The sequence below is a fragment of the Lysinibacillus sp. IITD104 genome, assembly GCF_036698265.2.
Lineage (GTDB): Bacteria > Bacillota > Bacilli > Bacillales_A > Planococcaceae > Lysinibacillus > Lysinibacillus boronitolerans.
In genome coordinates, this window is sequence record NZ_JBAHYH020000001.1 from 1438202 (window position 1) to 1464215 (window position 26014).

Here is a 26014-nt window from a genome sequence, read left to right on the forward strand (position 1 = left end):
AAAATGAACAGCATTTCTTTACCTACAGTTTTCAAACAATAGGAGGAGTCAATATGACAGAAAACATTTCAATGCCAACTAAGTATGACCCACAGTCCATTGAAGCTGGTCGCTATGAATGGTGGTTACAAGGGAAGTTTTTCGAGGCGCAGCCTGAAAGTGGGAAAAAGCCCTATTCAATCGTTATTCCACCACCGAACGTAACAGGTAAACTACACCTTGGCCATGCTTGGGATACAACATTACAAGATATCCTCATCCGTATGAAACGCATGCAAGGCTATGATGCCCTTTGGTTGCCAGGTATGGATCATGCAGGTATTGCAACACAGGCAAAAGTAGAAGCAAAGCTGCGTGAGGATAATATTACACGTTATGATTTAGGACGTGAAAAATTCCTTGAAAAAACATGGGAATGGAAAGAAGAGTATGCTGGACATATTCGTGATCAATGGGCAAAGCTTGGTCTTGGATTAGACTATACGCGTGAACGTTTCACGCTAGATAAAGGTCTTTCAGATGCGGTAAAAACAGTTTTTGTTCAGTTATATGAAAAAGGTTTAATTTATCGTGGTGAACGTATTATCAACTGGGACCCAGCAGCAAAAACAGCATTATCTGATATCGAGGTAATTTATCAGGATGTGCAAGGTGCCTTCTATCATATGAAATATCCATTAGCTGATGGCTCTGGCTATGTAGAAGTTGCTACAACACGTCCCGAAACAATGCTTGGTGACTCTGGGGTAGCTGTTCACCCGAACGATGAGCGTTATCAGCACTTAATTGGTAAAAACGTTATTTTACCGATTGTAGGTCGTGAAATTCCAATTGTTGCTGATGAGTACGTTGATATGGAATTTGGTACTGGGGTTGTAAAAATGACACCAGCCCATGATCCGAACGACTTTGAAGTTGGTAATCGTCATAATCTAGAGCGCATTCTAGTAATGAATGAAGACGGCACAATGAATGATCTTGCTGGCAAATATAAAGGAATGGATCGCTTCGAATGCCGCAAGCAAATTGTTGCTGATTTACAAGAAGCAGGTGTGTTAATTCGCATTGAAGAGCATATGCATTCAGTAGGACACTCTGAACGTTCTGGTGCTGTTGTTGAGCCATATCTTTCAGCACAATGGTTCGTTAAAATGCAACCACTTGCTGATGCTTCCCTAGAGCTGCAAAAGGACGAAGAAGGGAAAGTAAACTTTGTTCCTGCTCGTTTTGAAAACACATATTCCCGCTGGATGGAGAATATACGCGATTGGTGTATTTCTCGTCAATTATGGTGGGGCCATCAAATCCCAGCCTGGTACCATAATGAAACAGGCGAAATATACGTAGGTAAAGAAGCCCCAGCAGATGCAGAAAACTGGACGCAAGATGAAGATGTACTAGATACATGGTTCTCTTCAGCACTATGGCCGTTTTCTACTATGGGTTGGCCAGATGAAGCAAATGAAGAATATAAACGTTATTATCCAACAAATACATTAGTAACAGGCTATGATATTATTTTCTTCTGGGTTTCTCGAATGATTTTCCAAGGTCTTGAGTTTACAGATCAACGTCCATTTAAAGATGTGCTAATTCATGGTTTAGTACGTGATGGTGAAGGGCGTAAAATGAGTAAATCACTTGGCAATGGTGTTGATCCAATGGATGTCATTGAACAATACGGTGCAGATTCATTACGCTACTTCTTAGCTACTGGTTCATCACCTGGTCAAGATTTACGCTATACAACTGAAAAAGTTGAAGCAGTATGGAACTTTGCCAATAAGATTTGGAATGCATCACGTTTTGCGCTTATGAATATGGATGGTATGACATATGATGAGATCGATTTAACTGGTGAAAAATCAGTAGCTGACAAATGGATTTTAACGCGCTTAAATGAAACGATTGAACGCGTTACCTCTCTTGCAGAGCGTTATGAATTCGGTGAAGTTGGCCGTGAATTATACAATTTCATTTGGGATGATTTCTGTTCTTGGTATATTGAAATGGCAAAATTACCTCTTTACGGTGAGGATGAAGCAGCTAAAAAGACAACTCGCTCTATTTTAGCTTACGTACTAGATCAAACAATGCGTCTATTACATCCATTTATGCCTTTCATTACAGAAGAAATTTGGCAGCATTTACCACATGAAGGTGAATCTATTACAGTGGCAGCATGGCCAACAGTACGTAAAGATCTTCATTTTGCTGATGAAGCAGATAATATGAAGCTCCTAATGGATATTATACGTTCAGTACGTAATATTCGTGCGGAAGTAAATACCCCAATGAGCAAAAAAGTACCGTTGTTTATTTCAGCGAAAGATGCAGCAACAGCAGCTGTACTTGAAGAGAATCAAGCATATTTAGAAAAATTCTGTAATCCTGATACTTTAACAATTGGTGAAGGTTTAGAGGCTCCAGGACAATCAATGACGGCTGTTGTGACAGGAGCACAGGTTTTCCTACCTCTTGTTGGACTGATCAATCTAGAGGAAGAAATTGCTCGCCTTGAAAAAGAATTAGAGAAATGGGCAAAAGAAGTGAAGCTTGTTACAGGTAAGTTATCGAATGAAAAGTTTGTATCGAAAGCGCCGGAAGCGTTAGTTAACGCAGAACGTGAGAAATTAGCAGATTATGAAAGCAAGCATGCAGTTGTGTTAAAACGTTTAGAAGAATTGAAATAAATGTAAAGTTGAAGCAGTGGATGACGAAAAAGTCATCCATTGCTTTTTTTTTTATAGATCTAAAGATATGCATTGTATTAGGAAAAAATATATAGTATTATTTAAAATAAATCAGACTAATAGATGTCGTGCAGGGTTGATTTGGTAGGAAACAAAACCTAATTCCGTATTATTTAGCCGTGAAAAAAGCTTGGGAGAATGGACGGTTTTTTTAGATAGACAGTCTTTTTCATTAAAAAAATAAGAGCCAATGGGGGTGTTGGGAATGTCAGGAAATATTGCAACCATTATTACAAAAGTCAACAAAGCATGTGATGAACTAGACTTTGTAAGCGCGAGAGTATTGATCGAAACGAATCTCTTAAAATTATCCGAAGCAAAGTATTATCGTTTATTGAATACAAGTGGCCGTGTCCTTATTAAGCACATATTAGCAAATAGTAATCCTCAGCAGGATAGCATTAAATTATCAAGGACTGATTTATTAACAATCCAAAAAATTAATGAGTATTGCTCAGACTTTGATATATCTATGCTAAAAAGAACGTTAAAAAACGCTTTTGAATTAGTGCAACGTCCAGATGTACATCCGTTATTAAATAGTGATGCAAAAACTATTTTAAACAATATGGGTGCTTTATTAGGTGCTCACAAGGTACACTAATATAATATTAATATGAACACGCAGTCGCTAGCTGCGTGTTTTTTGTATTTTACCATTTTGCTATGTTATTAAACGTTACTTGTACTAAAATAAAGATATTGCAGTAAGAGGGAGTGTTTATTTTGTTTCACACAATGAACGAATGTACAAAATTTATTTTTACATTAAAAGCAGTTGATCATAAACGTGCACCACTTGTCCTTATGCGTGAAGTACTAGGACATTTAGATGAGCCTCACAACAAGCTAAGAGTAATCCATGTAGCAGGTTCAAACGGTAAAGGCTCTACGGTGAACGCATTAAGAGAAATGCTACAACATGCAGACTACACAGTAGGGGCATTTACGTCTCCGCATTTAGAGCGAGTCAATGAACGTATGACCATTAACGGCCGCCAAATTTCAGATGAGCAATTTCTCTACTATTTCAATAAACTTGCGAAAATTATAGAAGAGCACTACAATGGCGATTTTCCAAGCTTTTTTGAGGTAGTTACATTGATTATGTTTCAATATTTTGCACATGAAGGAGTAGATATAGCACTTATTGAGACAGGGCTTGGAGGACGTTTGGATGCGACAAACGTCGTAAGGCCGCTTTTATCTATTATTACAACGATTTCGCTAGAGCATACAGCCTTTTTAGGTGACACCTTCGCAAAGGTTGCCACTGAAAAAGCTGGTATCATCAAAGAAGGCATCCCAGTTGTTGTAGGCGTTCAAAATGAGGAGGCATTGGCTGTCATTAAAGCTACTGCAGAGGAACGACATGCATCATGCTTTGTTTTAGGACAAGGCTTCACGGTGACAAATAGTTGGCAGAGCACTGACTATCAGCACTTTACATATGAAAAGGCTCATGTCTTGATGAGGGATGTACCATTAAAAATGGCTGGTCAACATCAAATAAATAATGCAAGTTTGGCCATCACAGCCATGCTAACATTACGTGAACAGGGGGCAATTGCCATTGCTGATGATTCTATTTGTCAGGGTCTACAGTGTGCGCAATGGGCAGGTCGCTTCGAGCAATGGCCGAATCAAATTGTGCTAGATGGTGCTCATAATTCCGAGGGTACAGCTGCTCTTATCCAAACACTAAAAAACGTCTATCCAAGAAACAATTATCACTTTATTTATGCGGCATTAGCAGACAAGGATCATGCCAACAGTATAGAACTAATGGATGCTGTTGCCACCTCGATCACTTTTACACAAATAGACCTACCGAATGCAATGCCTGCTGAAAGCTTAGCGAAGTTGTCGACACATGCCAATAAAACATATCATACAGAGTGGCTAAAAAGCCTTCAAACTATATTACAAGGACGCCATAAAGAGGATATTATTGTCATAACAGGCTCTTTATACTTTATAGCACAAGCTCGACAGTGGCTACAGGAGGAAGGACAATGATCCCAAACTTTGATCATTATAAAGAGAAATGGCAGGTTAAAAGTGATGATGTAATTAAACCAGGTCTTACAGCGATTGAAGAGGCTTTATCATTAGTGGGTAATCCTGAACAAACTTTGCATGTCGTCCACTTAGCAGGCACAAATGGCAAAGGCTCTACGTTAACGTTTCTAGAGGCTATTGCACAAGAACATGGCTTACGTGTGGGCAAATTTATGTCACCCTGTATCGTAGATGTTCATGACCAAATTCAAATAGCTGGTCAACCTATTAAAGAAGCTGAAATGGATCGAGTTTTTCAACAGATGCATGAGGCTGGGCTTAGTAGTAAACTAACCGATTTTGAATTGCTGACGGTGGCGGCATTTTTACATTTTGTGAATGGCAGGGTGGATATAGCACTGATTGAAGCGGGAATGGGTGGCTTATTGGATAGCACAAATGTGGTAACACCCATTGTCTCTGTTATCCCAAGTATTGCTTTAGAACACACAAAGTTTTTAGGGAATACGCTTGAAAGCATTGCTCACCATAAAGCAGGTATTATTAAGCAACAACGTCCAGTTATTATTGGTGATTTGCCAGATGAGGCGATGCGTGTTGTGGATGAAGTAGCCAATCAAAAAAAAGCCACGCTATTTGCATTAGGTAAGCATTTTGCCATAAAGCCGACAACTGATGGAGAAAGCTATACGAATGACGTACAGCAGTTCCAAATTGCGAACCTAACTCGTTCTATGAAGGGAGCACATCAGGGGAACAATATGGCACTCGCCATTACAGCCTTTTTCGAAGTGGCGTCAGTATTAGGCGTGTCTATGGATAAAACAGCTATTCGTCAAGCTGTGCAAAAGGCCTCTATTTTGGGACGCTTTGAAGAAATAATGCCTTTCGTTATTTTGGATGGTGCACATAATCCTGCAAGTGCCGAAAAATTAGTAGAAACGATCCAGTGTGAATATCCAAATGAGCAGATAACATTTGTCATTGGCATACTAGCAGATAAAGATGTTCAGCAGATTCTCAGGCTTTTAGAGCAGGTGAGTGATGATTTTTACTTCGTTGATTTTGCTAATTCACGAGCAATGCCAGCCCATCAAATGGTCAAACTTTCTCATGCAGCATCGAAAACAACCTTGGTTGACTATGCATCCTTTATACAGGCACAATCATATAGACAGCAAAGAACCATTGTATCAGGCTCGTTATATTTATTAACAGAGGTTCGTAATAGATTAAAACAATGAAACGACTAGGACTCTTGATAGTGAGTCCTAGTTTTTTTTATAAAGGAGCCTTTATCAAAAAATAATAAATTCGCATTTACCCTTCGGAATCTACATATACTTATACCATATGAAGTTGGCAACGTTACTAGTGCATAGATAGGTGGAAGGATGAGGTGATAGTTGAATGAAAATTGTAAGTCATGTGATGAAAAAACAAATATTTCGAGCAATGATTATTGGTGGATTTGTTGGTCTATTAGGTGTAGCCATTTTTTTGGGCGTTTTACAAGCCAGTACACAGTTACCATTAAAGAAAAATGGCAGTGAAGTGGCAAATAATCAATCACAAACAGAAACGATTCCAACTGCCGGTGAGACAACCAATACATCTAATGCATCAATGTTTTATGCTAGCCAGGCTGGCGTGTATTCAAACTATGAGAGCGCTAGTTCATTTGTTGCTGAGTATCCTGCCTTAAAAGAGAGCGCGATTGTTCAAGTTGATGACAAGTTTTATGTTTGGACAAGCATGGTGACGGAGGAAAGTCAGCTCCAATTTTTACAGGACCCTGCTACCTTTAAAAAGGCATTTAGCATCAGTGGTGAAAGCTGTAAAGAGCCGACCCTTGCAGAAATCCCAACTGCTTTAGCAGATAAAAATGCAGCAAAATTAAATTTTAAGGAAAATGGCAAGGACTCAACACTACCAGAGGATTGGCAGTCCATTGGAGCAGCGGCCTCTACTATTTCCAACGATATCAACATCATTCGTCTGCATGTTTTTGCACATTATCAATCTAAAAATACGTGTCTTCAGGTGAAATTTTAACGTCAAATAATAGCGAAATCATCATTATCTTGTTTTTTTGAAAATTTTCAAATTGTCCATTCTTCTGTATCATAAGGATAAGGAGGAATGATCAGATAATGTTGAAAACAAATCATAAGCTTGTCCTTGCTTCTGCTTCCCCTAGGCGCAAGGAATTGCTAAGCATGCTAGCGCTTCCCTTTGAAGTCTTGACAAGTGAAGTGGAAGAAACAAGTGTACAAGCTAATACAATGCAGGATTATGTAAAAGAAGTAGCTTTATTGAAGACGCGTGATGTAGCCAAAAAAGCAGCTAATGCCACGATTATTGGTGCAGATACGATTGTTGTTTACAATCAAGAGCTACTACATAAACCAAAGACGCGTGAGGAAGCTATTTCTCACTTATTACGTTTGTCAAATAACAAACATAGTGTGATGACAGCCGTCGCCATAATCGAACCGAATGGAAAGGAAACGACCTTTGTGGAAGAAACCACAGTTGTTTTCCACCGCCTATCGCAGGAATTAATCGAAGCTTATGTAGATTCAGGAGATCCTTTTGATAAAGCGGGTGGTTATGGCATTCAAACGATTGGCACACTATTAGTTAAACGAATTGAAGGAGATTATAACAATGTTGTAGGTCTACCACTTGCAGCTTTGTTTTCGCAATTGGTGGATCTACAGATAGTCCAATTTGCGAAGGAGTGAATATTTTTGCTGGAAGACGCTTTACCAACTTTGATGATACGTGATGTCAATATAGAGGATCGCCCCCGTGAACGGCTATTACGACAAGGGGCTGAAAGTTTATCCAATCAAGAGCTACTCGCTATTTTATTGAGGACAGGTACAAAGGAAGAATCTGTGCTTGTTCTTGCAAACAGGGTATTAAATGTTTTTGAACGACTCCATCATTTGAAGCACGCAACCATCGAAGAAATGGTGGCTATTAAAGGAATCGGTGAGGTGAAAGCCATTCAATTAATAGCTGCCATTGAACTTGGTAGAAGACTGGCTCAAAAACATAATGATGAGAAATTCACAATACGTTCTCCTCAAGATGCAGCAACTTACTTAATGCCTGATATGACTTCGCTTAATCAGGAGCATTTTGTTGTGCTTTTTTTGAATATTAAAAACCAAATTATTCATAAGCAGACGATTTTTATTGGCAGTTTAAACGCCTCCATCGTTCATCCAAGGGAAATTTATCGAGAAGCTGTCAAAAGGTCTGCCGCTTCCATTATATGTGCCCACAACCATCCAAGTGGGGTACCAACACCAAGCACAGAGGACATTGAAGTAACAAAGCGAATTGTTGAAGCAGGCTATATTATAGGGATAGAGTTAATTGATCACGTTATTATCGGCGATCATCAATATATTAGTTTAAAGGAAAAAGGATATTTTTAACTCTGCATACAATATGCAGAGTTTTTTATGATGAATTCATTTTGTTGTATTGAAGATTTTATTGCTATAATGACCTTATTTACAATCAGTCATAAAAATTTTGTATTTTTTTGTGGTATATTGGAGAACCTTTTTTCTTACATAACGTTAATGTATTCATAGAAAAGCAATTATCTTCACAAAAATTGGTAGCCTGATACACATTGTCTTATGAGAATAAAAATTATATGCTAATCTATACGTACTATTTTTAGTTTAAGAGGGAATTAAAATAGTATCTTTTCTGTGAGATGAAGTATGTGATACTACAAATTCTTGCGTTTTTCCGTTATAATGAACGGTATGAATTTTATCTTTATTTCAGGGAGGACTCCCATCGAAATTGGTGGTGAGGTGAATGAGTGTGTAGTTTTTTCAAGGGTGTAAACCACCAACTGATGAAGATGAAAAAACTTTGACAGATGTTATGGACTTTGAAAGGAGTCAATTGTGTATTTACACAATTCAATTTCCTATACATTGTCGTCAAATATATTGGATGTCAACGAAAGTATGGCTTATATAGAAAGGGAGTACACAATTTGTTTGGACTAGGAAGCAAAGATGTCGGGATTGACCTCGGCACAGCGAATACATTAGTGTTTATTAAAGGAAAGGGAATCGTATTACGTGAACCTTCAGTTGTAGCAAAAAATACAAAAACAGGGGATATCGTTGCCGTTGGTAATGATGCGAAAAATATGATTGGTCGTACACCTGGCTCAATCGTAGCGATTCGTCCAATGAAAGATGGGGTTATTGCTGACTTCGATATTACAACAGCAATGATCGAGTATTATTTAAAAGAAGCATGTAAAAACTCGGGAGGCAATTGGAAAAAGCCGAATGTGATGATTTGTGTGCCTTATGGCATTACATCCGTTGAACAGCGTGCTGTTATTGATGCAGCACGACAAGCAGGTGCAAAAGAGGCATTCACAATCGAAGAGCCATTTGCAGCAGCAATCGGTTCAAATCTTCCAGTGTGGGATCCTACTGGTTCAATGGTTGTTGATATCGGTGGTGGTACAACAGAAGTAGCCGTTATTTCTTTAGGTGGTATTGTAACAAGTGAATCTGTACGTGTTGGTGGGGATGCGATGGATCAATCCATCATCTCGTATATTCGTAAAACGTATAATTTAACAATTGGTGAACGTACAGCGGAAGCCGTAAAAATGGAAATCGGTACAGCATTGGCAGAAGGACCAGAAGCACGAATGGATATTAGAGGACGTGACCTGTTAACAGGTCTACCGAAAACAATCGAAATCTCTTCACAGGAAATTTCTGAATCATTGCGTGAAGCGGTTGCCTCTATTATTGACGGTGTTCGTAAAACATTAGAACAAACACCTCCAGAATTATCTGCTGACGTAATGGAGCGCGGTATTGTATTAACTGGTGGTGGTGCACTGTTAACAAACTTAGACAAAGTAATCAGCCAAGAGACAAATATGCCAGTATTCATCGCAGAAGATCCTTTAGACTGTGTTGCAATTGGTACAGGTAAGGCATTAGATCATATCGACTTAATTCGTCAACAACAAGTTAAAGGGTAAGGAGGTTTAGGCAATGCCACACTTTTTTTTCAATAAGAAAGTAATTTTGCTGCTCGTAGGCATGGTTTTTCTTGTGGCATTGATTAGCTTCTCATTACGTGATCGGACGAATGCAACTTTACCAGAGCAAATTATTAAAGATACGGTCGGCGTCGCGCAATCCATTGTTGCGAAGCCGGCGAATTATATTAATGGTATTTTTAATAGTATTGACTCCCTCTTAAACACGTACGAAGAAAATAAACGTTTAAAAGCACGCTTAGAAGATTTTGCAGTTGTACAAGCTGAAGCAACGGATTTAAAATCAGAAAATAACAAGCTTCGAGAGCTATTGGATAAAACCGAGAGCTTGAAGGCATTTAATCCAATTCATGCAACAGTGATTGCTAGAAATCCTGATCAGTGGGAAGAGAAAATTATTTTAGATAAAGGATCTTCTCATGGTGTCCAAAAAAATATGGCAGTTATGACGGCGAAAGGGTTAGTGGGAAAAATTACACTAGTAACACCTTTCACATCTGAGGTAGAGCTTTTAAATACAAATAATCCAAACTATCGTGTATCTGCGATGGTGCTAGGAGAAAAAGAAGCATACGGTTTAATCGAGGGCTTTGATGAAGAACGTAATGATCTCATTATGAAGCGAATCGATTCTAGCTTGAAGGTGAAAGAAGGCGAGCTAGTAGTTTCTTCAGGGCTAGGTGGTATTTTCCCTAAAGGTGTCCCAATCGGAGAAATTACAGAGGTTAGTACAGATGATTATGGCTTAACAAAAATGGCTTATGTCAAACCATCAGCTGATTTTTCAATTTTAGAACATGTTGTGATTGCTAAGCGCACATCAACAGTTATTGATGGCTCAGATGGCAACGCAACGAATGAGGATTTATCGAATCCGCAAGAGGCGAGTAAAGAGGAGGCGGAGTGATGGTTCGATTTCTCATTCCCTCTGTGGCGGTTTTACTATTCCTGTTAGAACCAGAATTTGCTATGCTTTCCCCGATTGAAATTAAAGGGGAAGTCTATTTTTTGGTACCGCGTTTTTTAATCTTATACCTAATTTTTATATCCATCTATTACAGCCGTCAACGAGCGGTAATGTATGGACTTTTTTTTGGTGTCTTGTATGATGTGTTTTACATTGATATTATTGGATTATATTCCGTACTTTATCCACTTATATGTTTTTTGGCAGGGTCTATCGTGAAAGTTATACATCAGCACTTAGTTGTAACAACTACAATTTCAGTTGTACTAGTAGCGATTTTAGAATTTATTCTCTATCAATTCTTTTTCCTAATCGATTTTACAGCAATTCCTTTAGCGGATTTCTTACGTTCACGACTACTCCCAACAATCATTGCGAATGCTTTATTTTTAATGATTCTTGGTTGGGCCTTCAAGTATCTAATTAATGCGCGTGTCTTACAGAGAGCACGTGAGGTTTCTTAACAAAGAACAACGTGAGGTGAGGCATTCATGAAAAAACAGTTAGTTAATATGAAGGGAACGAAGGACGGTTTTGTACTACGCCTAGACGACCAATGTGCGTATGGTGAACTAGTGGAAGAATTAAAGAATAAGGTTTTAGAGGGCGGTATCGATGGTAAAGTTGATGTACAATTATACTTAGGCTATCGATACTGTACTGAAGAACAATTAAATGAACTTATAAAAATTATTGAAGAAACAGAGCAGCTTATTGTATCGAAGGTGCAAAGTGAAGTACTGACTGTCCACGAAAGCAACCAGAAGATGTTTGAAAGCCAACAAGATACATATATAGGAGTGGTCAGATCAGGACAAATTCTGCGTTCATCAGGAGACATTACCATCATAGGAAATGTGAATCCAAACGGTCGTGTTGAGGCTGGAGGTAATGTATATGTCCTAGGTAGACTTAAAGGGATTGCACATGCGGGTGTGCAAGGCAATAAAGAAGCAATCATTGCAGCATCTCGATTTGAAGCTACGCATATCATGATTGCCGATCAAGTTCAGGTAATGTCAGATGAACATGTAAAAGCGATAAATCAAGTAGAAATGACTTGTGCATTTATTGGCTACGATGGACGCATTACGTACGATCAAATTCATGCCTTAAAAAATATTCGACCATTGTTAAATGTGTCTAAGGGAGGAAGCTAGTGTGGGAGAAGCGATCGTCATAACTTCTGGTAAGGGCGGTGTCGGTAAAACAACGACAACGGCTAACCTTGGGACTGCATTGGCTCTACAAGGTAAAAAAGTATGTTTAGTGGATACAGATATTGGCCTACGTAATTTAGATGTGATTTTAGGCCTTGAAAATCGTATTATTTATGACCTGGTTGATGTGGTGGAGGGACGCTGTAAAATTCATCAAGCATTGATTAAGGATAAACGCGTAGACGAAAAACTATTTTTATTACCTGCTGCTCAAACAACAGATAAAAATGCTGTTACCCCTGAGCAAATGAAGAGCTTAGTAGAGGAATTGAAAAGAGACTATGATTATGTATTAATCGATTGCCCTGCGGGAATTGAACAAGGCTATCGTAACGCTGTTGCAGGTGCAGATCATGCGATTGTAGTCACAACACCTGAAATTTCTGCTGTTCGTGATGCTGATCGAATTATCGGTTTACTGGAGCAGGAGGAGATCACAGCACCTAAGCTCATCATTAATCGTATTCGACAACATATGATGAAGAGCGGTGACACGCTGGATGTCAATGAAATTACAACTCATTTATCAATTGATTTATTAGGCATTATTATAGACAGTGAAGGCGTTATCTCATCTTCTAATAAAGGTGAACCAATTGTGATGGACCCTTCAAATAAAGCGTCATTGGGCTATCGAAATATTGCCCGTCGTATCCTTGGTGAGTCCGTGCCATTAATGGCTATTCAAGATGAGCAAAGAGGGATGTTTTCCAAACTTAAAGCGCTTTTCTCAAAATAAATTAAAACCTTTTCGTGCGAGTGTACGAGAAGGTTTTTTTCTTGTGCATGTTTGGACATGCAGTCACATATAGTGAGGAAAAAAGGATGAGGGCTTGTTTAAAAAATGGAAATGGTTCGTCACGATACTTCTTGTGGCAGCAATTATGCTTGTAATTCGTTTAGAGGATCAGGGCGTAGTGGATACCCCTGTTCGGAAGCTTGTAACAACCTCTGCTGATTTAACGTATTTAAGTGAGCTCGGTCAAAGCTGGTTCGAGAAAGAAAAAGAGACCATCATGGTTTCTAGTGATGTAGGGCAAGCAGATCTTTTAACATTTGCGAATGCCCAAGTATTTAAAGAAGGCTATCTTTTGCAATATGATGTAGGCTTACCCATCTATGCTGGTCAGAATGGGTTAGTCGTTTTTACTGGCCATACAAAATACACAGGTAAGACCATGACCATCAGCTATGAAGATGGTACAACTGTTTCCTATGGTATGTTAGATAGTTTAGCTCAACTACCCTACACATCTATTCAAGCAAATGATTTAATTGGCATGAAAGAAGCGGGTCAACTTTATGTGTCCATCGAAAAGGGAGATGCCCATTTTGATTTAGAGCAAATTGTACAATGGCTTGAGACCTCGGAGACCAATGAGGATTAAATTACATCTTTTGTGTATCCCTCTCGTATTTGTCATGATTTTTAGTGGTCAATTAGCATATTACGCGATTATTCTATTTTCATTACTGTGGCATGAGGCAGGTCACTTAGTTGCGGCAGTAATGTGCGGAGTAAAGGTGAAATCCTGCGTAATTACACCATACGGGGGAGAAATTCAATTTGAAAATCCAGCGGTTGTGCAAGCTTCGTCACTCCTATGGATTGCATTAGGAGGACCAATCGCTACGATTATTGGGATTGGCCTCGCTTTTTTTATGCCTAATTTACTCGCTACTAAGCTTATAAATGTACAATTCGTGTTATTGGCTGTAAATCTTGTACCCATCATACCGTTAGATGGTGGAAGGATATTGTTAGCCGGGCTATTTTTAAAATATCCAAGAGCTCCTATTGTTGAGCTTTATTATTGGTTATCTTTCATCATAGCTACTATACTATTACTAGTTACTTTCAAGTTCTTGCCACAATCTATTTTTTTAGCCATCATAAATTTATTCATTTGGTTGCAAGTATTGAAAGAATGGCGTTATCGAAAATATCGAGTGGCCTTTGAAAAATATGTTATGAATAGATTGACTTGAAAAAAATCATGTGGTAATATTTTAATGTTATTGTTTGTAGCACCCGTGCTACTACAACCGCTCTGTAAAGGTTTAAGTGTCTAGTAAGATCACCTTATGAAACAGGCGAGTCTGAGTCTAAGAGGAGGTGCAGTAAAATGTACGCAATTATTGAAACTGGTGGTAAACAAGTCAAAGTAGAAGCTGGTCAAGAAATCTATGTTGAAAAATTAGGCGTAGAAGCTGACGAGGTTGTAACTTTTGATAAAGTATTATTCGTAGGTGGCGAAAACGTTAAAGTTGGCGCTCCATTCGTAGAAGGCGCTACTGTAACAGCTAAAGTTGTTAAAGAAGGCCGTGCGAAAAAAATCGTTGTTTTCAAATTGAAAGCTAAAAAGAACTACCGTCGTAAACAAGGTCACCGTCAACCTTACACAAAATTAGTTGTTGAAGCAATCAACGCTTAATTGTGAGGTATAGCGAATGATACAAGTTACGATTCATCACGATGAAAATAGACATGTGTCAGCATTCGAATTTTCAGGACATGCTGGTTATGATGAATCTGGTAAGGATTTAGTATGTGCAGGAGCATCAACTGTTGCCATTGGTACAGTAAATGCTATTTATGCATTATTACAAATTCAACCAGAAATCGAACAAGCTGCTGAAGGTGGAGGCTATCTCAAGGTAGATTTACCATCAGATTTAGAGCCTGAAGTAGATGCAAAACTACAGTTAATTGTTCAAGTAATGACTGCCCAAGTGTATTCTATGGTGCAAAATTACGGACAATACATCCAAATCAACTACAACCAAGTAGGAGGTGGAACTCGATGAAATTATTATTAGCATTAGATCTTCAACTTTTCGCATCGAAAAAAGGGGTAGGTTCTACTAAAAACGGACGTGACTCTGAGTCTAAACGACTTGGTGCTAAACGTGCTGATGGCCAATTCGTAACTGGTGGTTCAATTCTTTACCGTCAACGCGGTACAAAAATTTACCCAGGTACAAACGTAGGTCGTGGTGGTGACGATACACTATTTGCTAAAGTTGACGGCGTTGTTAAATTCGAACGTTTAGGTCGCGATCGCAAACAAGTATCTGTATACCCAGCAACACAAGAAGCTTAATCTTTTATAAGATAACATAAAGCGGAGGACTGCATTTATTGCAGTCCTTTTTTTGGCTAAATTTCAACACAGCCGATTTTGGACGCAATGACACCAAGGTATAATTGATTAAAGAATTAAGGGAAAAATACAGCAAAACTTGTTATACTAGTAAGGATAACTTTATTGGAGTGAATGGGATGAACAATCAATCACTAACCATTAGTGAAGTATTACGTTTTGCAAATCATGATTATGTGAATCAACTGCAACTGATTCGCATGAATTTAGATTTAGGTAGAATCGAGGAATCGAAAAAACTTATTCAACATTATTCAGAACAATTACGAGTGTTTTCTATCCTCAATCGACTACAATTACCACAAACAATTGAATGGCTTCAAACAGCAGGATGGCGTTACCCATCATTAGCGTGGAAGCTAAACGGTGAGATAAAAAAGCCTGTGACCAATGATATTGATCAGGAAGTTGTAGATTATTTAAACAAAACAGTTATGCATGTTTATGATACATTAGATCCATTTACAGAGCAGATCCTAACGCTTGATGTACGTGTTGACGATCATACATTTGCCGTGACATTCACGCTAAATGGGTTATGGAGTGCTGATGCATTCACCGAAAAAGGTTTGAAACAATTCGACATTCAAACAATTGAGCAGACAACTACACGCTGGCAATATGTCTTGAGTGCAAATAGGGAGTGAATTAAATGTTTGTCGATCACGTAAAGATTTATGTTAAAGGTGGCGACGGCGGAGATGGTATGGTTGCCTTTCGTCGAGAAAAATATGTACCCAATGGTGGTCCAGCTGGTGGAGATGGTGGACATGGCGGTAACGTCGTATTTGAAGTAGAAGAGGGCTTAAGAACATTAATGGATTTCCGCTATAAACGCCATTTTAAAGCACCTCGTGGCGAGCATGGGATGAGTAAAGGCATGCATGGTAAAAATGCGGAGGATTTAATTGTTAAAGTACCACCAGGCACAGTGGTTATGAATGAAGAAACAAATGCCGTTATTGCAGACTTAGTCGAGCATGGGCAAAGAGCAGTTATTGCGAAAGCAGGCCGAGGTGGACGAGGTAATTCTCGCTTTGCTACACCTGCCAACCCGGCGCCAGAACTTTCTGAAAAAGGTGAGCCAGGACAAGAATTAAATGTTATATTAGAGTTAAAAGTATTAGCAGATGTAGGGTTAGTTGGTTTCCCAAGTGTTGGTAAATCAACACTTTTATCTGTTGTTTCCGCAGCTAAGCCAAAAATTGGTGCTTATCATTTCACAACAATTGTACCGAACTTAGGCATGATTGAAACGGATGATCATCGAAGCTTTGCGATGGCTGATTTACCTGGGCTTATTGAAGGAGCACATCAAGGAGTTGGATTAGGTCACCAATTTTTACGACATATCGAACGTACACGTGTAATCGTTCATGTCATTGATATGTCAGGGATGGAAGGTCGAGATCCATATGAAGATTATTTAACAATTAATGAAGAGCTAAAACAATATAATCTTCGTTTAACAGAGCGTCCACAAATTATAGTAGCCAATAAAATGGATATGCCAGAAGCAGAAGAGAACTTAACAGCATTCCGTCAGAAGGTAGGAGAAGATGTACAAATTTTCCCAATTTCTGCTGTTTCACGTCAAGGATTAAAAGAGCTTCTGTTTGCCATTGCTGATCTATTAGAAGTAACGCCTGAATTCCCGCTATATGATGATCTAGAGGAGCAATCAGACGCAACCGTAATGTACAAGCATGAGGCAAAAGGTGAAGATTTCGAAATCACACGTGATGATGACGGTACATTTATTATTAGTGGTTATGCAATTGAGCGTTTATTTAAAATGACAGACTTCAGCCGTGAAGATGGTATACGTCGTTTTGCTCGTCAATTGCGTGCAATGGGTGTGGATGAGGCTCTACGTGAGCGTGGAGCACAGGACGGCGATACAGTACGCCTACAAGAGTTTGAATTTGAATTTGTCGATTAAGACATGAGTTTTAGGGGGAAGCGTATGAAGAATGTTGCGAATCAGCGATATTATTTAGTTCGTGAGGATGTTTTAACGGATGCAATGCAAAAAACTTTGGAGGCGAAACACTTACTATCAAGTGGTTCAGTATCTTCCATTTGGGATGCGGTAAAGCAGGTGGATTTATCGCGAAGTGCGTTTTACAAATATCGTGATGCGGTTTTTCCTTTTCATTCAATTGTGCAGGAACGCATTTTAACAGTCTTTTTACAGCTTCAAGATAGAAAAGGAACACTTGCCAAGCTTTTAGAAACTGTGACAATTACACATTGTAATGTCTTAACGATTCATCAAACAATCCCTATTCAGGGACGTGCAAATGTTACATTGTCATTAGATGTAACAAGCATGACCTGTGATCTTGATGATCTTATCCAGCAATTAAAACGCTTAGATTTTGTAGAATCTGCGGAAGTGATTAGTTCTGGAGCATTATAATCACAGTGAGTGTTCAATCCTTTAATTTTTGACAAAATGACAAACATCGTGTTGTATAAGCCCAATGGTTAAAGATACGATAACAAAGCTCAAATAAGGAGCTGTCCCAAAAGAGATTCATCACGAGGGACTGCTCCTTATTGTGCCATAAAGGAGGTATTTGCAATGACAAAGCAACAATGGGAAAATCGAATCGCCTATCTAGGACCAGAAGCATCATTTACATACTTAGCAACAAAGGCTACTTTTCCAAATGAGTGGCTCGTACCGTGTGCCACGATTCCAGAATGTATAGAGGCTGTTGCAGAGGGAAAGGTAGATTTAGCTGTCGTGCCGCTAGAAAATGCTCTAGAGGGCTCTGTATCATTAACATTAGATTACTTATTCCATGAGGCAACACTTTATGTAACTGGAGAGTTATTGCTGAAAATTCAGCAGCATTTAATGGTCAATAAAGCGCAAAAGGATCATTGGCAGTCAATCGAAGGCGTTTATTCTCATCCGCACGCACTAGCTCAATGTCATAAATATTTATTTTATCGTTTTAGCCATGTACCATTACATCAAACAACTTCAACTGCAGCAGCAGCAAAATATGTATCAGAGAATCCACAAGAGTGTATAGCAGCAGTCGGCAATGCAGCAGCAGCGGAAAAGTATGGCCTTGAAATAGTTGAGCAAAATATCCATGATTTCCATTTTAATCATACACGTTTCTTTGTACTTTCTAAGCAAAATAAACGGTTGCCACAAGAACTGTCAGACGGGCAAGCAAAAACAACGTTTATGATTACCCTACCAACAGATCGTTCAGGTGCTTTACATCAGGTGCTTTCTGTTTTTGCATGGCGTCAGCTGAATTTAAGTAAAATCGAATCACGTCCATTAAAAACAGGTTTAGGCGATTATTTCTTTATGATTGATGTATTAGCAGATGAAAAGGAACCAATGATGCGTGGTGCAATGGAAGAATTAGCTGCGCTAGGCTGCAAAGTAAAGTCATTGGGTACCTATTTTACGTATGTAACATCAGACGAAGCATAATAACTTGAAAGTGGAGGGATTGTAATGGGTGGTATTATTTTATTTGATGGTGTATGTAATTTTTGTGATAGCACTGTTCAATTTATCATCAAACATGATCAAGCTGGCTATTTTCAATTTGCATCGTTGCAAAGCGAGATTGGTCAATCGCTTCTCGCTCAATATCATATACCAAAGAATATAGATAGTGTAATTCTTATTGAACAAGGGAAAGTGTCTGTTGAATCTACAGCTGCGTTAAACATATGCCGTAAATTTGATGGATTGTGGCCTTGCTTCTATGCCCTCATCCTTGTACCACCATTTATTCGCAATGCGTTGTATCGCTTATTTGCAAAGCAACGCTATCGTTTGTTTGGGAAAAAAAGTGAATGCCTATTGCCTACGCCCGATCAACGACAAAGATTTCTATCCTGATAGGGAAATTGCCGCCTTTAAGGGAGCAATAGCTGCGGTGAAAAGAGAAATACCCATGCTTAACGACACAATACCTGCATTAAAAACAGAAAGCACCGTTTGAAATTAATTTTCAGACGGTGCTTTTGCTATTCATTGATCTGTCACTAAGTAACCCTTTTTTTGTAAAGCTCGCTCAATTAATGTTAAAACTTCAACAGAGGGTGCTGTGATGACATGTAAATGAATGCCACCAGTGAGAGCAGATAAATAATTGGCCTGTGTTGCATTTACACGTTCGATAAATTGTTTCACTTCATGACGGTTGGATACCATGATTGAGGCTGTCAGTTCACTATATATCGGATGTTCAACAATGACATTTTTGACGGTTCCACCACAGTCTACAATCGTCATTAATTCATCTTCTGTCTGCTCTGATGTATGCAAGCAAGGGAATGTTCGTTCAACGGTTTGCTGTATTTGTTCTTGATGCATATAAAGATAGCCCTGGCTTGTGGCAATAATAGGCTCATTTCTTGCCTTTAATAAAGTCATATCATTGACGATTACTTGTCTAGAAACATTGGCGAACTTAGCTAAGTCTGTCCCAGTTATAGGTGCTTTATTTTTTTTTAATTGCGCTAATAGTTGCAGTCGGCGTTCTTCGCCTAACATTTTTTTCATAAGAGATCACCCCTGCTCGTAATAAAGGAATCCGTATTCCTTATGAATTAGTGTACCATGAAGCTTTTCGAACTTGCTGAAATTTTTGTATCCAAATGAAACATTGAACATATGATACGTAGAGAGGAAGGGAGGAAAAAATTGCGTATTCATATTGTTCAAAAGGGAGATACATTGTGGAAGATTGCGAAGGAGTACGGCATTTCGTTTGAAGATTTGAAGCGGCTCAATGTCCATCTTGCCAACCCAGATTATATTGTTCCAGGTATGGAAATTATATTGCCTGAAAAAATAAACAAAGAGCCGCATAGAGATTCACATAAAGAAATGCCGAAAAAGGAAACACAAGTGCATAAGGAGGCACCGAAGGAAAGTCCTAGAAAAGAGGTACAGCGACCAATGCCACCACCGCCGCCAATTGTACCGCCACCACCAGCTCCTATGCCGATGCCAGAACCACAAATGATTCCGATACCTATACCGATGCCGATGCCAATGCAGATGCCACAACAACCGATGTGGGTACCGCAGCCTGTGGAAATGAATTGGCACCAGCAATTGGTGATGCCACAAATGGAGCAAAATGTTACAACACCGCCTATACAAATACAGCCACCACCACCGCCAGCACCTACACCGCCACCACCACCTGTAGCTAAACCGAAGCCAATGCCAATGCCACAACCAGCACCACATCCACCAATGCATATCATGCCACAAATGCCTGCCGTACCACATTGTTCAAGTTGCCATCAGCCAATCTATCATCAGATGTGGTGGCCAATGCCAATGCAGCCGCAGGTCGAGCATTATACGATGCCACAGCAGCCAATGTCCTATGACATGCCAGATCATAAAGTAGGTGGAATGGAAGACTTTTTAGAGTCCACATCACCATTCTTCCATACGCAAGATCAACAAAAGCCACAAATGGATATGATGCCTGATATGAATATGGGGCAATCCTGTGGCTGTGGAACACAACCAATGATGATGCCTGATATGAACATGGGTCAATCTTGTGGCTGTGGCACACAACCAATGATGATGCCAAATTGGCAAATGGACCCTTGTCATTGCCCGCCACCACCATGTCCGACACATTGTCCACCACCATGCCCATCAGCAGCAGGTCCTTGGATGTCACCGCATTATTTCCCAGGCGGGATGACGCCTTATCGATGGTGAAAAAGCGTATATTGTAGAAGAAGTAAAGCCAAATATTTGGAAATATAAGTATCAATCGAAAAATTATTTTGTCAAACGTGCAAAGCAAGTGGAAATTGCAGAGAAGGTAAAAACCATTCATCGCCAATTAGGACGTATGGAGCCTTCGTTGATCTTACCTTTAGTTCAGAGCGATGATGAGCAGTTAATTGTGCAAATGTGGCAAGAAGGAAGCCACGGTGCTAACTTCGCACATAAAAAAGATCGTAAGGAATCTCTAAGACTATTAATTGCTTTACACGACACACATAAAAAAATTGCTTGGCAGCGAATGCCAGGCTTGCATACCTACTCACAGCTTTTAAAATGGCAAATGCGTCATATGCGTTTTAAAAGTAGAAGAAATGAATTTCGAACATTTTTAACAAAAGAAGAAATTGATCAAATACTGCATTATAGTGATAAATCATTACAATTGATTGCATTGGAAGATGCACCTGAAAAAGAGATTACGCTATTGCATGGGGATGTAGTCCATCATAATTTTTTATGGTGCTCTGATGGACAATTACGTTTAATTGATTTTGATTTAGCACACCTTGGTGAAGCGGATGACGAGTATATTTTATGGTTACATCGTGTGTTGCCTGCTGTAGATTATGATCTTGGAAAGATTTTTGCAGAGTTACCTGAGCTGAAACGACTAGATAAAAGAAAGCTTCATCGCTTGAAATATCCGAATGAGTTATTACGAGAATGGCTGTTTGCTATAGATTTACCACTCGAGCAGCAGCTAGTATTTTTAGATTATTTAGTGCCATTTACAAAACGAGCCCTCACCTATTGGCCAAAACTGTGGTACGATATTGATAGATTTGTCAAGAAATGACCGTCAATTGGCGGTCATTTTTGTCTGCGAACGGCGTTTCGGCGCTACTTTTTGTCGAGCATTCGTTCGCTATATGCTATAATCGAAGACGATGATTGTGAGGGATTATAGATGTATGATTATTTAAAAGGACAAATTACTCGTATTACGCCTGAATTTATTGTGCTAGAACAACAGGGGATTGGTTGGCAACTTAATACGCCCAATCCGTTTGCTTTTCGGACATCTGCCCTTGAACAACAGATATATGTTCATTTGCATGTGCGAGAGGATGCACAAGTTTTATATGGTTTCCCTAATTTAGATCAGCGTGAGTTATTCCGTAAGCTTATTTTAGTGTCGGGTATAGGACCAAAGGGCGCATTAGCTATTTTAGCGACAGGGAATCCACAGCAGGTTATTAGCGCAATTGAACGGGAGGACGAAGCATTTTTAGTGAAGTTCCCCGGAGTTGGTAAAAAAACAGCACGTCAAATGATCCTCGATTTGAAAGGCAAGCTTGGTTCATTATTAGATACATTGGAGTTACCTAGTGCAGAAGATGAGTTACCTTTGTTTGGTGTGAATGCTTATAAACATGAATTAGAAGAAGCCTTACTTGCCTTAATGGCACTTGGCTATTCTGAAAAAGAGCTCGAAAAAATTAAACCACAGCTAGAAGATAACGACAAACTAGAAACGACAGATGCCTTTATGAAACAAGCATTGCAACTACTGCTAAAACTAAAATAAGGAAAGGAGGGAAGGTACATGTCTGAACGTATGATGGCAAGTGAGGCAGGTAGCTATGATGAGCAGTTTGAGTTATCTTTACGTCCTCAAAAATTAGCACAGTATATTGGGCAACATAAAGTAAAGGAAAACTTACAAATATTCATTGAAGCAGCAAAGCTTCGCCAAGAAAGTTTAGATCATGTGTTGTTATACGGACCTCCAGGACTTGGTAAAACGACCTTAGCTGCTGTTATTGCGAATGAGATGAATGTCAACGTACGGATGACAAGTGGCCCTGCGATTGAGCGTCCAGGAGATTTGGCAGCTATTTTAAGTTCACTAGAGCCTGGGGATGTTTTATTTATTGATGAAATTCATCGACTTCCCCGTGCTATTGAAGAAGTATTATATCCAGCAATGGAAGACTTCTGTTTAGATATTGTGGTAGGGAAGGGTCCTGAAGCACGTTCTGTACGACTTGATTTACCTCCCTTTACCCTTGTAGGTGCAACGACAAGAGCGGGTGCCTTATCAGCTCCTCTAAGAGATCGCTTTGGTGTGTTGCTGCGCCTAGAATATTACGATGACCAATCACTTGCTGAAATTGTTGTCAGAAGTGCTCATTTATTTGAGGTGCAAATTGAGCAAGTAGCAGCAATGGAAATGGCGAGACGCTCACGTGGAACCCCCCGTATTGCCAATCGTTTATTGAAACGAGTGCGAGATTATGCACAGGTGCTTGGAGATGGTATGATAACGGAGGGCCTTGCACAGCAAGCATTAGAGCTGCTACAAGTAGATCCTAGAGGGCTTGATCATATTGATCATAAACTTGTAACTAATATGATTGAGCGATTCCGAGGAGGTCCAGTAGGCTTAGATACGCTTGCTGCATCGATTGGTGAGGAACGGGTTACGATAGAAGATGTATACGAGCCTTATTTGATGCAAATTGGCCTTATCCAACGTACACCGAGAGGAAGAGTAGCCACACATTTAGCCTACGAACATTTTGGATATGAGTATCCCCAACAAACATAAAGAAGGAAGTTTTTTTCATGCGTGTAGAAGATTTTGATTTTGAATTACCAGAGGAGCTTATTGCCCAAACACCATTAGTCGATCGTACAGCGAGTCGATTAATGGTCGTAACACCAGGCTCAAATAAAGTGGAGCACCACCATTTTGCCCATGTACTAGAGGAGCTACATGCTGGAGACTGTCTTGTACTAAATGATACAAGAGTCTTACCTGCTCGTTTAATGGGTGTAAAAGAAGAAACTGGTGCACATATAGAAGTATTGCTATTGAAGCAATTGGCTGGTACAGATGAGTGGGAAACACTTGTAAAACCAGCAAAGCGTGTAAAGGTAGGAACAGTCATCACATTTGGAGATGGTTTATTAACAGCTACTTGCACAGGTGAGCTTGAACATGGCGGACGTACATTTGAATTTCAGTATGATGGTATCTTTTATGAAATATTAGAGCAGCTTGGTGAAATGCCATTACCTCCATATATTCGGGAAAAACTAGAGGATAAAGATCGTTATCAAACCGTTTATGCCAAAGAGCGTGGTTCGGCTGCAGCGCCTACAGCAGGACTGCATTTTACAGAGGAGCTATTAGCACAAGTGAAGGCTAAAGGCGTAGAGGTTGTTTTTATTACGCTACATGTAGGTCTCGGCACTTTCCGTCCCGTTAGTGTTGACTCGATTGAGAATCATGAAATGCATGCGGAATTCTATAGTGTTACAGAACAAGCAGCAGATACGATTAATCGAGTAAAACGTAATGGTGGCAAGGTAATAGCTGTTGGGACAACCTCTACTCGCACATTAGAGACAATTGGTTCTAAATATGGGGGAGAAGTGCGAGCAGAACAAGGTTGGACGTCTATTTTCATTTATCCAGGCTACAATTTTACGGTGGTTGATGGGTTAATCACAAACTTCCATTTACCAAAATCAACATTGGTCATGCTTGTTAGTACGCTAGCCACTCGAGAGACCATTTTAAGTGCTTATCAGCAAGCCGTAGAGGAAAGATATCGCTTCTTTAGTTTTGGTGATGCTATGTTTATACGTCCAAAAAAATAATAGGGATAAAATCGGAGTACTGTTTTTACTTCAGATAAGAGAGGATTATTTATTTTATGACACAACCAGCAATTCGATATGAACTACTTCATACATGTAAACAAACAGGAGCACGCCTTGGCATCGTGCATACACCGCACGGCTCCTTTGAAACACCCGCATTTATGCCTGTTGGCACACAAGCAACGGTTAAGACCATGTCGCCAGAAGAATTAAAAGAGATGAATGCAGGTATTATTTTGTCCAATACGTACCATTTATGGCTACGTCCTGGTAATGATATTGTCAAAGAAGCAGGCGGACTTCATAAATTTATGAACTGGGATCGTCCAATTTTAACGGATTCAGGTGGTTTCCAAGTATTTTCACTTAGTCAATTCCGAAAAATTGAGGAGGAAGGTGTTCATTTCCGTAATCACCTCAATGGAGATAAATTATTTTTGAGCCCAGAAAAGGCAATGGAAATTCAAAATGATTTAGGCTCTGATATTATGATGGCCTTTGATGAATGTCCACCATATCCTGCGACACATGACTATATGCTGCAATCAGTTGATCGTACAACACGTTGGGCAAAACGCTGTAAGGAAGCACATCAGCGTCCAGAAGAGCAAGGTTTATTTGGGATTATTCAAGGCGGAGAGTACGAGGATTTACGCCGCCGCTCAGCAGAAGCGTTAGTAGAACTAGATTTCCCAGGCTATGCCATTGGTGGATTATCTGTTGGAGAACCGAAAGATGTGATGAACCGCGTTTTAGAATTTACTACGCCAATGATGCCTGAAAATAAACCACGTTATTTAATGGGTGTAGGCTCACCAGATTCTTTAATTGACGGGGCAATTCGAGGTATTGATATGTTTGACTGTGTATTGCCAACACGTATTGCACGTAATGGAACACTGATGACATCAGAAGGACGTCTAGTGGTGAAAAATGCAAAATATGCACGTGACTTTGGTCCAATTGATCCGAACTGTGATTGCTATACATGTAAAAATTATTCTCGTGCCTATGTTCGTCACCTTATTCGCACGGAAGAAACGTTCGGTATTCGTTTAACATCTTATCATAATCTACACTTCCTATTAAAATTGATGGAGCAAGTACGTGAGGCAATTCGTCAAGATCGTCTTGGTGATTTCCGTGAAGAGTTCTTTGAAAAGTACGGCTTTAATGGGCCAGATGCAAAAAACTTTTAATCTAGACGGATTATTACATGCGCATAATTAAAAAAGGACATTAGGCATCCCCTAATGTCCCATCATCAATAGCAATTGTTTTGCAAATCATTCAAAACTTTGTAAAAAGTGAATATTTCTAGCAAAATATTGTCAATCATAGAAAAAATATTAGTAATTGAGAAAATTTTTGGGCTTGTCCATCGCTTTTTAAT

Annotated in this window: 29 protein-coding genes and 1 other annotated feature; of the genes, 28 read left to right on the top strand and 1 reads right to left on the bottom strand. The window is 39.4% G+C overall.

The window, feature by feature from the left end:
- Nucleotides 1-53 precede the first annotated feature (53 nt).
- The 22 genes from V1L66_RS07265 to V1L66_RS07370 all read left to right on the top strand — a co-directional run bounded on the left by V1L66_RS07265 (nt 54) and on the right by V1L66_RS07370 (nt 19083).
- Complete coding sequence (locus V1L66_RS07265) at nt 54-2693, top strand: valine--tRNA ligase (protein WP_333004861.1); 2640 nt, start codon at nt 54-56, stop codon at nt 2691-2693.
- 265 nt (nt 2694-2958) lie between these two features.
- Nucleotides 2959-3357: a hypothetical protein gene (locus V1L66_RS07270; protein ID WP_016991882.1), complete on the top strand. Its 399-nt coding sequence runs from the start codon at nt 2959-2961 to the stop codon at nt 3355-3357.
- A 134-nt stretch (nt 3358-3491) separates the two neighbouring features.
- Nucleotides 3492-4772, top strand: coding sequence for a folylpolyglutamate synthase/dihydrofolate synthase family protein (locus V1L66_RS07275; RefSeq protein ID WP_333004889.1), 1281 nt, complete (start codon nt 3492-3494; stop codon nt 4770-4772).
- Entirely contained in the window at nt 4769-6019 is a 1251-nt protein-coding gene (locus tag V1L66_RS07280) for a folylpolyglutamate synthase/dihydrofolate synthase family protein (RefSeq protein ID WP_333004859.1), read from the top strand. The genes V1L66_RS07275 and V1L66_RS07280 overlap by 4 nt, the downstream gene beginning before the upstream one ends.
- Before the next feature lie 166 nt (nt 6020-6185).
- A complete protein-coding gene (locus V1L66_RS07285) occupies nt 6186-6830 on the top strand; it encodes a hypothetical protein (protein WP_333004857.1) in 645 nt (214 codons plus the stop codon).
- A 98-nt stretch (nt 6831-6928) separates the two neighbouring features.
- Nucleotides 6929-7522, top strand: a complete 594-nt coding sequence (locus tag V1L66_RS07290) for a nucleoside triphosphate pyrophosphatase (protein ID WP_036075793.1) — start codon at nt 6929-6931, stop codon at nt 7520-7522.
- 33 nt (nt 7523-7555) lie between these two features.
- Entirely contained in the window at nt 7556-8227 is a 672-nt protein-coding gene (gene radC, locus V1L66_RS07295; protein WP_176408531.1) for a RadC family protein, read from the top strand.
- Between the two features lie 581 nt (nt 8228-8808).
- A complete protein-coding gene (locus V1L66_RS07300) occupies nt 8809-9828 on the top strand; it encodes a rod shape-determining protein (RefSeq protein WP_004226654.1) in 1020 nt (339 codons plus the stop codon).
- Nucleotides 9829-9841: 13 nt separating this feature from the next.
- Nucleotides 9842-10756, top strand: coding sequence for a rod shape-determining protein MreC (gene mreC / locus V1L66_RS07305; RefSeq protein ID WP_258859794.1), 915 nt, complete (start codon nt 9842-9844; stop codon nt 10754-10756).
- Nucleotides 10756-11280 (top strand): rod shape-determining protein MreD, encoded by a 525-nt coding sequence (gene mreD / locus V1L66_RS07310; protein WP_004226656.1) that lies wholly within the window; start codon nt 10756-10758, stop codon nt 11278-11280. The genes mreC and mreD overlap by 1 nt, the downstream gene beginning before the upstream one ends.
- Nucleotides 11281-11307: 27 nt before the next feature.
- Nucleotides 11308-11976: a septum site-determining protein MinC gene (minC, locus tag V1L66_RS07315; RefSeq protein ID WP_036075798.1), complete on the top strand. Its 669-nt coding sequence runs from the start codon at nt 11308-11310 to the stop codon at nt 11974-11976.
- Between the two features lies 1 nt (nt 11977).
- Entirely contained in the window at nt 11978-12775 is a 798-nt protein-coding gene (minD, locus tag V1L66_RS07320; protein WP_004226660.1) for a septum site-determining protein MinD, read from the top strand.
- Nucleotides 12776-12869: 94 nt separating this feature from the next.
- Nucleotides 12870-13424, top strand: a complete 555-nt coding sequence (locus V1L66_RS07325) for a peptidoglycan DD-metalloendopeptidase family protein (protein WP_036075799.1) — start codon at nt 12870-12872, stop codon at nt 13422-13424.
- Complete coding sequence (locus tag V1L66_RS07330; RefSeq protein WP_333004850.1) at nt 13414-14025, top strand: stage IV sporulation protein FB; 612 nt, start codon at nt 13414-13416, stop codon at nt 14023-14025. The genes V1L66_RS07325 and V1L66_RS07330 overlap by 11 nt, the downstream gene beginning before the upstream one ends.
- Before the next feature lie 45 nt (nt 14026-14070).
- Nucleotides 14071-14148 (top strand) — a sequence feature (ribosomal protein L21 leader region).
- A gap of 14 nt (nt 14149-14162) precedes the next feature.
- On the top strand, nt 14163-14471 hold the full coding sequence (gene rplU, locus V1L66_RS07335; RefSeq protein WP_004226667.1) for a 50S ribosomal protein L21: 309 nt from the start codon (nt 14163-14165) through the stop codon (nt 14469-14471).
- 16 nt (nt 14472-14487) lie between these two features.
- Complete coding sequence (locus V1L66_RS07340; RefSeq protein WP_333004847.1) at nt 14488-14844, top strand: ribosomal-processing cysteine protease Prp; 357 nt, start codon at nt 14488-14490, stop codon at nt 14842-14844.
- The gene (gene rpmA / locus V1L66_RS07345; RefSeq protein ID WP_024363181.1) at nt 14841-15140 is read left to right on the top strand and encodes a 50S ribosomal protein L27; all 300 of its coding nucleotides are present in this window, start codon (nt 14841-14843) and stop codon (nt 15138-15140) included. Before V1L66_RS07340 ends, rpmA begins: the two co-directional genes overlap by 4 nt.
- Nucleotides 15141-15319: 179 nt before the next feature.
- On the top strand, nt 15320-15847 hold the full coding sequence (locus tag V1L66_RS07350; protein WP_016991893.1) for a Spo0B domain-containing protein: 528 nt from the start codon (nt 15320-15322) through the stop codon (nt 15845-15847).
- 5 nt (nt 15848-15852) lie between these two features.
- The gene (gene obgE / locus V1L66_RS07355) at nt 15853-17142 is read left to right on the top strand and encodes a GTPase ObgE (protein ID WP_016991894.1); all 1290 of its coding nucleotides are present in this window, start codon (nt 15853-15855) and stop codon (nt 17140-17142) included.
- Between the two features lie 24 nt (nt 17143-17166).
- The gene (locus V1L66_RS07360; RefSeq protein ID WP_004226679.1) at nt 17167-17622 is read left to right on the top strand and encodes an ACT domain-containing protein; all 456 of its coding nucleotides are present in this window, start codon (nt 17167-17169) and stop codon (nt 17620-17622) included.
- Between the two features lie 165 nt (nt 17623-17787).
- On the top strand, nt 17788-18666 hold the full coding sequence (gene pheA / locus V1L66_RS07365) for a prephenate dehydratase (protein WP_036075807.1): 879 nt from the start codon (nt 17788-17790) through the stop codon (nt 18664-18666).
- Nucleotides 18667-18690: 24 nt separating this feature from the next.
- Nucleotides 18691-19083 (top strand): thiol-disulfide oxidoreductase DCC family protein, encoded by a 393-nt coding sequence (locus V1L66_RS07370; protein WP_036075808.1) that lies wholly within the window; start codon nt 18691-18693, stop codon nt 19081-19083.
- Between the two features lie 132 nt (nt 19084-19215).
- Here the strand turns inward: V1L66_RS07370 and V1L66_RS07375 are convergent, their stop codons facing one another.
- Nucleotides 19216-19749, bottom strand: a complete 534-nt coding sequence (locus V1L66_RS07375; RefSeq protein ID WP_333004833.1) for a transcription repressor NadR — start codon at nt 19747-19749, stop codon at nt 19216-19218.
- 141 nt (nt 19750-19890) lie between these two features.
- On the opposite strand from V1L66_RS07375, the gene V1L66_RS07380 reads away from it, so the two are divergent.
- From V1L66_RS07380 to tgt, 6 genes are all read left to right on the top strand, one after another.
- Nucleotides 19891-20937: a LysM domain-containing protein gene (locus V1L66_RS07380; protein WP_312124301.1), complete on the top strand. Its 1047-nt coding sequence runs from the start codon at nt 19891-19893 to the stop codon at nt 20935-20937.
- A gap of 34 nt (nt 20938-20971) precedes the next feature.
- Entirely contained in the window at nt 20972-21805 is an 834-nt protein-coding gene (locus V1L66_RS07385; RefSeq protein ID WP_081977449.1) for a phosphotransferase, read from the top strand.
- Nucleotides 21806-21916: 111 nt separating this feature from the next.
- Nucleotides 21917-22537, top strand: coding sequence for a Holliday junction branch migration protein RuvA (gene ruvA, locus V1L66_RS07390; protein ID WP_004226690.1), 621 nt, complete (start codon nt 21917-21919; stop codon nt 22535-22537).
- An 18-nt stretch (nt 22538-22555) separates the two neighbouring features.
- Nucleotides 22556-23560, top strand: a complete 1005-nt coding sequence (gene ruvB, locus V1L66_RS07395; RefSeq protein ID WP_016991899.1) for a Holliday junction branch migration DNA helicase RuvB — start codon at nt 22556-22558, stop codon at nt 23558-23560.
- Nucleotides 23561-23577: 17 nt separating this feature from the next.
- A complete protein-coding gene (gene queA, locus V1L66_RS07400; protein WP_016991900.1) occupies nt 23578-24618 on the top strand; it encodes a tRNA preQ1(34) S-adenosylmethionine ribosyltransferase-isomerase QueA in 1041 nt (346 codons plus the stop codon).
- Between the two features lie 56 nt (nt 24619-24674).
- The gene (gene tgt, locus V1L66_RS07405; protein ID WP_036075815.1) at nt 24675-25820 is read left to right on the top strand and encodes a tRNA guanosine(34) transglycosylase Tgt; all 1146 of its coding nucleotides are present in this window, start codon (nt 24675-24677) and stop codon (nt 25818-25820) included.
- Nucleotides 25821-26014: the final 194 nt, after the last annotated feature.

Bases quoted from the DNA above. Each gene is read 5' to 3' on its own strand.
- V1L66_RS07375 (WP_333004833.1), bottom strand. From the start codon at position 19,749: ATGAAAAAAATGTTAGGCGAAGAACGCCGACTGCAACTATTAGCGCAA.
- V1L66_RS07370 (WP_036075808.1), top strand. From the start codon at position 18,691: ATGGGTGGTATTATTTTATTTGATGGTGTATGTAATTTTTGTGATAGC.
- V1L66_RS07275 (WP_333004889.1), top strand. From the start codon at position 3,492: ATGAACGAATGTACAAAATTTATTTTTACATTAAAAGCAGTTGATCAT.
- V1L66_RS07350 (WP_016991893.1), top strand. From the start codon at position 15,320: ATGAACAATCAATCACTAACCATTAGTGAAGTATTACGTTTTGCAAAT.
- rpmA (WP_024363181.1), top strand. From the start codon at position 14,841: ATGAAATTATTATTAGCATTAGATCTTCAACTTTTCGCATCGAAAAAA.
- rplU (WP_004226667.1), top strand. From the start codon at position 14,163: ATGTACGCAATTATTGAAACTGGTGGTAAACAAGTCAAAGTAGAAGCT.
- mreD (WP_004226656.1), top strand. From the start codon at position 10,756: ATGGTTCGATTTCTCATTCCCTCTGTGGCGGTTTTACTATTCCTGTTA.
- obgE (WP_016991894.1), top strand. From the start codon at position 15,853: ATGTTTGTCGATCACGTAAAGATTTATGTTAAAGGTGGCGACGGCGGA.
- V1L66_RS07265 (WP_333004861.1), top strand. From the start codon at position 54: ATGACAGAAAACATTTCAATGCCAACTAAGTATGACCCACAGTCCATT.
- ruvA (WP_004226690.1), top strand. From the start codon at position 21,917: ATGTATGATTATTTAAAAGGACAAATTACTCGTATTACGCCTGAATTT.
- pheA (WP_036075807.1), top strand. From the start codon at position 17,788: ATGACAAAGCAACAATGGGAAAATCGAATCGCCTATCTAGGACCAGAA.
- V1L66_RS07360 (WP_004226679.1), top strand. From the start codon at position 17,167: ATGAAGAATGTTGCGAATCAGCGATATTATTTAGTTCGTGAGGATGTT.
- radC (WP_176408531.1), top strand. From the start codon at position 7,556: ATGATACGTGATGTCAATATAGAGGATCGCCCCCGTGAACGGCTATTA.
- mreC (WP_258859794.1), top strand. From the start codon at position 9,842: ATGCCACACTTTTTTTTCAATAAGAAAGTAATTTTGCTGCTCGTAGGC.
- minC (WP_036075798.1), top strand. From the start codon at position 11,308: ATGAAAAAACAGTTAGTTAATATGAAGGGAACGAAGGACGGTTTTGTA.
- tgt (WP_036075815.1), top strand. From the start codon at position 24,675: ATGACACAACCAGCAATTCGATATGAACTACTTCATACATGTAAACAA.
- V1L66_RS07330 (WP_333004850.1), top strand. From the start codon at position 13,414: ATGAGGATTAAATTACATCTTTTGTGTATCCCTCTCGTATTTGTCATG.
- V1L66_RS07280 (WP_333004859.1), top strand. From the start codon at position 4,769: ATGATCCCAAACTTTGATCATTATAAAGAGAAATGGCAGGTTAAAAGT.
- V1L66_RS07270 (WP_016991882.1), top strand. From the start codon at position 2,959: ATGTCAGGAAATATTGCAACCATTATTACAAAAGTCAACAAAGCATGT.
- V1L66_RS07340 (WP_333004847.1), top strand. From the start codon at position 14,488: ATGATACAAGTTACGATTCATCACGATGAAAATAGACATGTGTCAGCA.
- queA (WP_016991900.1), top strand. From the start codon at position 23,578: ATGCGTGTAGAAGATTTTGATTTTGAATTACCAGAGGAGCTTATTGCC.
- ruvB (WP_016991899.1), top strand. From the start codon at position 22,556: ATGTCTGAACGTATGATGGCAAGTGAGGCAGGTAGCTATGATGAGCAG.
- V1L66_RS07290 (WP_036075793.1), top strand. From the start codon at position 6,929: ATGTTGAAAACAAATCATAAGCTTGTCCTTGCTTCTGCTTCCCCTAGG.
- V1L66_RS07285 (WP_333004857.1), top strand. From the start codon at position 6,186: ATGAAAATTGTAAGTCATGTGATGAAAAAACAAATATTTCGAGCAATG.